This is a genomic window from Pseudomonas bohemica (genome assembly GCF_002934685.1).
GTDB classification, from domain to species: domain Bacteria; phylum Pseudomonadota; class Gammaproteobacteria; order Pseudomonadales; family Pseudomonadaceae; genus Aquipseudomonas; species Aquipseudomonas bohemica.
In genome coordinates, this window is sequence record NZ_NKHL01000108.1 from 39,590 (window position 1) to 45,589 (window position 6,000).

General features: G+C 59.7%; 4 protein-coding genes and 2 tRNA genes. 4 read left to right on the forward strand and 2 right to left on the reverse strand.

Features of this window, described 5'->3' with window-relative positions; all coding sequences use genetic code 11:
- Positions 1-332: 332 nt before the first annotated feature.
- The gene (locus CE491_RS14215; protein WP_110948964.1) at positions 333-1,478 is read left to right on the forward strand and encodes a TDT family transporter; all 1,146 of its coding nucleotides are present in this window, start codon (positions 333-335) and stop codon (positions 1,476-1,478) included.
- 173 nt (positions 1,479-1,651) lie between these two features.
- Positions 1,652-3,526 (forward strand): MFS transporter, encoded by a 1,875-nt coding sequence (locus CE491_RS14220; RefSeq protein WP_110948965.1) that lies wholly within the window; start codon positions 1,652-1,654, stop codon positions 3,524-3,526.
- Between the two features lie 107 nt (positions 3,527-3,633).
- Here CE491_RS14220 and CE491_RS14225 read toward each other — a convergent pair whose 3' ends face one another.
- Together CE491_RS14225 and rdgC are read right to left on the reverse strand one after the other, a co-directional pair.
- Entirely contained in the window at positions 3,634-4,599 is a 966-nt protein-coding gene (locus CE491_RS14225) for a bile acid:sodium symporter family protein (protein WP_110948966.1), read from the reverse strand.
- 146 nt (positions 4,600-4,745) lie between these two features.
- Positions 4,746-5,666: a recombination-associated protein RdgC gene (gene rdgC / locus CE491_RS14230; protein ID WP_110948967.1), complete on the reverse strand. Its 921-nt coding sequence runs from the start codon at positions 5,664-5,666 to the stop codon at positions 4,746-4,748.
- Positions 5,667-5,826: 160 nt separating this feature from the next.
- Here rdgC and CE491_RS14235 point away from each other — a divergent pair.
- Positions 5,827-5,902, forward strand: a tRNA-Val gene (locus CE491_RS14235).
- 20 nt (positions 5,903-5,922) lie between these two features.
- Positions 5,923-5,999: transfer RNA gene (locus CE491_RS14240), tRNA-Asp, on the forward strand.
- The last annotated feature ends 1 nt before the right edge of the window (position 6,000 follow it).

A 6,000-nucleotide genomic window follows, 5' to 3' on the forward strand; every position in this document is an offset into this window, starting at 1 on the left:
CTCAAACAAATAACATTTGCGCTGCGATCCGTCGCAGGCCAGACAGTCTCGCACGCCGGATGACGTTCGTCTGTCTCGACCAAGGTCTGAGCGGCGTGGTGTCGCAGGGGCATCTCGTGTAGCAGCGTGCTTGCCCGCGATTGCGTCAGGTCCGTGCCCCTGGTGTTGAATTTACCGACGTCATCGCGGGCAAGCGCGATCCTGCGGGAAGAGGCGAATCTCACGTCATGTATATCTGCAAAATCTATGAGGTATAGCGAAACTACCCGCTTAATAGATATAAGATCTCGCCTTAACATGGGCACCACCTCACGCGAGGACAGGAGCGACCCATGAGCCACATTCTTTTCATTGCGAACAAACCCTTCAACCAACTGACCCATCCGCGGGAAGTCATTCGCCAGTTCACCCCCAACTGGTTCGCCGCGACCATGGGTACCGGAGTTCTTTCGGCCGATCTGACCCAGCTTCCGGTTCACATCCCTGGCCTGTATCAAGCGGCCGAAGCGCTTTGGATGCTGAACATCGCCCTGTTCCTGACCTTCAGTTTTCTCTACACCGCGCGTTGGCTGATGTTCTTCGACGAGGCGCGGCGGATCTTCGGGCATTCGACGGTTTCGATGTTCTTTGGCACGATTCCCATGGGCCTGGCGACGATCATCAATGGCCTGTTGACCTTTGGCCTGGCGCGCTGGGGCGATGGTGTATTCGCCATCGCCGAAACGCTGTGGTGGCTGGATGTGGCGATGTCGCTGGCCTGCGGGGTGCTGATTCCGTTCATGATGTTCACCCGCCAGGCACACCGCATCGACCAGATGACTGCCGTGTGGCTGTTGCCGGTGGTGGCCGCGGAAGTGGCGGCAGCCAGCGGTGGGTTGCTGGCGCCGCATCTGGCTGACAGTCACGGTCAGTTCAGCGTGCTCATTACCAGCTATGTGCTGTGGGGTTTGTCGGTGCCGGTGGCGTTCAGCATTCTGACCATCCTGTTGTTGCGCATGGCGCTGCACAAACTGCCTCACGAAAGCATGGCTGCGTCGAGTTGGCTGGCGCTGGGTCCGATCAGCACCGGAGCCTTCGGCTTGATGGTGCTCGGCGCCGACTCTCAGCGCATTTTTGCTGATCATGGGATGCGCGGGGCAGGGGAGATTGCATCGGGGTTGGGACTGATCGCGGGCATCGTGCTCTGGGGCGTTGGCGTGTGGTGGCTGCTGATGGCGGGGCTGATCACAGCGCGCTATCTGCGAAACGGCATCCCGTTCAACCTGGGCTGGTGGGGATTCACCTTCCCGCTGGGCGTGTTTGCGCTGACCACGTTGAAGCTGGGTGCCGTGTTGAATCTGGGCTTTTTTGAGGTGCTCGGGAGTCTGTTGGTGGTGGGACTGGCAGCGCTGTGGCTGGTAATCATGAAACGCACGCTGGTGGGGGCTTATAAAGGAGAGTTGTTCGTTTCGCCGTGTATCGCCAGCGTGAAGGGTTGATCGCTCTGAATGCTTGCACCTTACAAACTGCAGGAGCCGGCTTGCTGGCAAACGCGTTCTGACAGTCCAGGGGGCTATCGACAATCATCCATTCAACGTCTTCAATGTGGCTCGGAGCGAACCTGCCGCGTTCCAATCCCAAAAGCCGATCACGGCGCCACTCAGGACCACGTTTGATGAGTCAGTCGCAGTTCAATCTGTTGGGCAAACGGCGTTTCCTGCCGTTTTTCGTGACCCAGTCCCTTGGGGCGTTCAACGACAATATCTTCAAGCAATCGCTGATCCTCGCCATTCTCTACAAGCTGACCATCGATGGCGACCGCTCGATCTACGTCAACCTGTGCGCCTTGCTGTTCATCCTGCCGTTCTTCCTGTTCTCGGCCCTGGCAGGGCAGTTTGGCGAGAAGTACCCCAAGGACCGGCTGATCCGCATGATCAAGGTGCTGGAGATCGGCATCATGGTCGTGGGCGCCGTGGGCTTTCTCTTCGACCATCTGTCGTTGATGCTCGCGGCGCTGTTCGCCATGGGCACGCACTCGGCGCTGTTCGGCCCCGTGAAATACTCGATCCTGCCGCAGCACCTGCACGAAAACGAACTGGTGGGCGGCAACGGTCTGGTGGAAATGGGCACCTTTCTGGCGATTCTGGCCGGCACCATCGGCGCCGGAATCATGATGTCCGCCACGCACTACGCGCCGCTGGTCTCCAGTACCATGGTGTTGGTGGCGTGCCTGGGTTACCTCGCCAGTCGCGGCATTCCCCCGGCGGCAGCGGCCAGCCCGAACATGCGCCTGAACTGGAACATTTTCAGCGAATCCTGGGTCACGTTGAAACTGGGCCTGGGGCAGACCAAGGCCGTGTCGCGCTCCATCGTTGGCAACTCGTGGTTCTGGTTCGTTGGCGCGATCTACCTGACGCAGATTCCAGCCTACGCCAAGGAATTCCTCTACGGCGATGAAACCGTCGTCACCCTGATTCTTACCGTGTTTTCCATCGGCATCGCCGCGGGCTCGATGCTCTGCGAGCGGCTGTCGGGGCGCAAAGTGGAAATCGGCCTGGTGCCGTTTGGCTCGATGGGGCTGACCGTGTTCGGGCTGTTGCTGTGGTGGCACTCGGGGGGCTTTCCGCAGAACGTTCAGGTCAACAACTGGCTGGCGGTCCTGGGGTACGGGCAAGCCTGGTGGGTTCTGCTGGATATTCTCGGTATCGGCGTCTTCGGCGGCTTCTACATTGTGCCGCTGTATTCGCTGATCCAGTCGCGCACGGCGGAAAAAGAACGCTCGCGGGTGATCGCCTCGAACAACATTCTCAACGCCCTGTTCATGGTGGTCTCGGCGATCGTGTCGATCATCTTCCTCAGTGTGGTGAAGCTGTCGATTGCGCAGCTGTTTCTGGTCGTCTCGCTGATGAACATCGCGGTCAACACCTACATCTTCAAGATCGTGCCTGAGTTCACCATGCGCTTCCTGATCTGGCTGCTCAGCCATTCCATGTACCGCGTCGAGCATCGCGACCTCGAACAGATCCCCGACGAAGGCGCAGCCTTGCTGGTGTGCAACCACGTGTCGTTCGTCGATGCGCTGCTGATCGCCGGCTCCGTGCGGCGGCCGATCCGCTTCGTCATGTACTACAAGATCTTCAACGTGCCGGTGCTCAACTTCATCTTCCGGACGGCGGGCGCGATTCCGATCGCCGGGCGGGGCGAGGACTTGCTGATTTACGATCAGGCCTTCAAGCGTATTGCCGCCTGCCTCAAAGAGGGCGAGCTGGTGTGCATCTTCCCTGAGGGCAAACTGACCACCAATGGCGAGATCGACGAGTTCAAGGGCGGCATGACCCGCGTGCTGGAAGAAACCCGGGTGCCAGTGATTCCGCTGGCGTTGCAGGGGCTGTGGGGCAGCTTCTTCAGTCGCGATCCCGACAAGGGCGTGTTTCGCAGACTGTGGTCGCGGGTGACCCTGGTGGCCGGGCCGGCGATTGCGGGGGATGACTCAAAGCCTGCGTTGGTACGCGAGCGGGTGGCGGCGTTGAGGGGGGCTGTCAGGTAAGACGCGGATCAAATGCAGGCGCGCGCTTGCCGGCGAAGGTGTTGAGTCAGTCCGTGAAGGGATAACTGCTACACCGCAATCGCGGGCAAGCGCGCGCCTACAGGGCATCATTCGGCAGCTGACTCGCGGTTCAATTCGAGATCACTGTCCGGTGTCATCTTTCTGAAGTACGTCGAAAGCAACGCCCCCGAGATGTTGTGCCATACGCTGAACAATGCGCTGGGCACCGCCGCCAGGGGCGAGAAGTGCGCAGCGGCGAGGGCGGCGCCGAGGCCGGAGTTCTGCATGCCGACTTCCAGCGACAGCGATTTGCGTTGCGCCAGAGGCAGCTTGAACAGCTTGCCGGTGAAATAACCCAGCAGAAAACCGAAGCTGTTGTGCAGGACGACCACGGCCATGATCAGCAGGCCCGATTCAGCGATCTTCGCCTGACTGGCCGCGACCACCGCGCAGACGATCATCACGATGCTCACCACCGAAATCAGCGGCAGAACGTCCACCGCGTATTGCACCTTCTCGCCAAGCAGACGTTGCGCGACGACGCCGAGCACGATTGGCAGCATCACGAATTGCAGAATCGACCAGAACATGTCCATGAAGGACACCGGCAACCACGCCGAGGCCAGCAGCCAGATCAGCGCCGGGGTCAGCAGCGGAGCGAGCAGGGTGGTGACGGCCGCGATGGCCACCGACAGCGCAAGATCGCCTTTTGCCAGCCACGTCATCACATTGGACGAGGTGCCACTCGGGCAGCAACCGACCAGAATCACACCCACGGCGATTTCCGCTGGCAGGTGAAACACCTGGCATAGCAACCAGGCCACCCCCGGCATGATCACGAAATGCGCGACCACACCCAGCGCCACACGCCACGGATGACGCACCACTTCGGAAAAATCATCCAGCTTCAGGGTCAGCCCCATGCCGAACATGACCAGCCCCAGCAGCGGGACGATCAAGGTCTTCAGGTTGATGAACCAGCCGGGGAACAGGAACGCCAGCACGGCGAACAGCAGCACCCAGTACGCGAAGGTATTACCGACAAAACGACTCAATGCAGCCAGTGCACGCATGGCTTGCTCCTTTTGTTGTTAGATGAAACCGGGAGACGCAACGTGTAGGAGCGCGCTCGTCCGCGATTGCGGTGGATCAGAAAACATAGATGTCGTCTGGTACAACGCAATCGCGGGCAAGCGCGCTCCTACAGCTGGGGCGCGGATCAGATCCCCTGTGGAATCTCTTCGCCACCCAGCGCTTCGAACAATTCCGGCAGGAACTCGCCAAAGGTCAGCATCATCAGGGTGAAGCTGGCGTCCAACTGGCCCAGTGCATCATCGCCGCCGTCCTGTTCGGCTTGATCCTGCAGCAGGTCTTCGAACTTCAGGCGTTTGACGCTCAGTTTGTCGTCTAGTACGAAAGACAGCTTGTCCTGCCAGGCCAGAGACAGCTGCGTCACGACCTTGCCGGTGCTCAGGTGCAGCTGGATTTCGTCGCTGGTCAGATCCTGACGCTTGCATTTGACGATGCCGCCGTCTTCATGGGTATCGCGCAGTTCGCATTCGTCGAGGACAAAGAAGTTCTCGGCGGTCTGGCCGGACTTGACCCACTCGGTCATGACGGCGGTCGGTGCGGTTTTCACGGTCACCGGACGCACTGGCAGCGAGCCGACTACTTCACGCAGGGTCGACAGCAGGTCTTCGGCGCGTTTCGGGCTGGAAGCGTTGACCAGAATCACACCTTGTTTCGGTGCGATGGCGGCGAAGGTCGACGAGCGACGGATGAAGGCGCGCGGCAGGAACGCCTGGATGATTTCGTCCTTGAGCTGATCGCGCTCCTTTTTATAGACCTTGCGCATTTGCTCGGTCTCGATCTCTTCGACTTTCTCTTTCAGCGCATCATTGACCACGCTACCCGGCAGGATACGTTCTTCCTTGCGCGCCGAAATCAGCAGGAAATCGCCGCTGACATGCACCAGCGGTGCGTCTTCGCCCTTGCCGAACGGGGCGATGAAACCGTAAGTGGTCAACTCCTGGCTGGCACAAGCGCGTGCGGGCTTGGTCGCCAATGCGGTTTCCAGCGCCTCGGCGTCAAATGGCAGGTCCTGGGTCAGGCGATAGACAAGCAGGTTTTTGAACCACATGGGGTACATCTCTCCTTTATACAAAGGGGGGCATTATTCGCTGCCGTGACCCTGCGGCCAACCCTGATGTAAGCCTTTGGTGGGATTATAAAAATTATTTGAAAAAGTGCTTGCCACAGATTTGAACGCTCCGTAGAATGCGCGCCACACCGAGAGACAAGGGTGATTAGCTCAGCCGGGAGAGCATCTGCCTTACAAGCAGAGGGTCGGCGGTTCGATCCCGTCATCACCCACCACTCGTTGAAAGGTGTTACGCGCAGCGGTAGTTCAGTCGGTTAGAATACCGGCCTGTCACGCCGGGGGTCGCGGGTTCGAGTCCCGTCCGCTGCGCCAT

Bases quoted from the DNA above. Each gene is read 5' to 3' on its own strand.
- CE491_RS14225 (WP_110948966.1), bottom strand. From the start codon at position 4,599: ATGCGTGCACTGGCTGCATTGAGTCGTTTTGTCGGTAATACCTTCGCG.
- rdgC (WP_110948967.1), bottom strand. From the start codon at position 5,666: ATGTGGTTCAAAAACCTGCTTGTCTATCGCCTGACCCAGGACCTGCCA.
- CE491_RS14215 (WP_110948964.1), top strand. From the start codon at position 333: ATGAGCCACATTCTTTTCATTGCGAACAAACCCTTCAACCAACTGACC.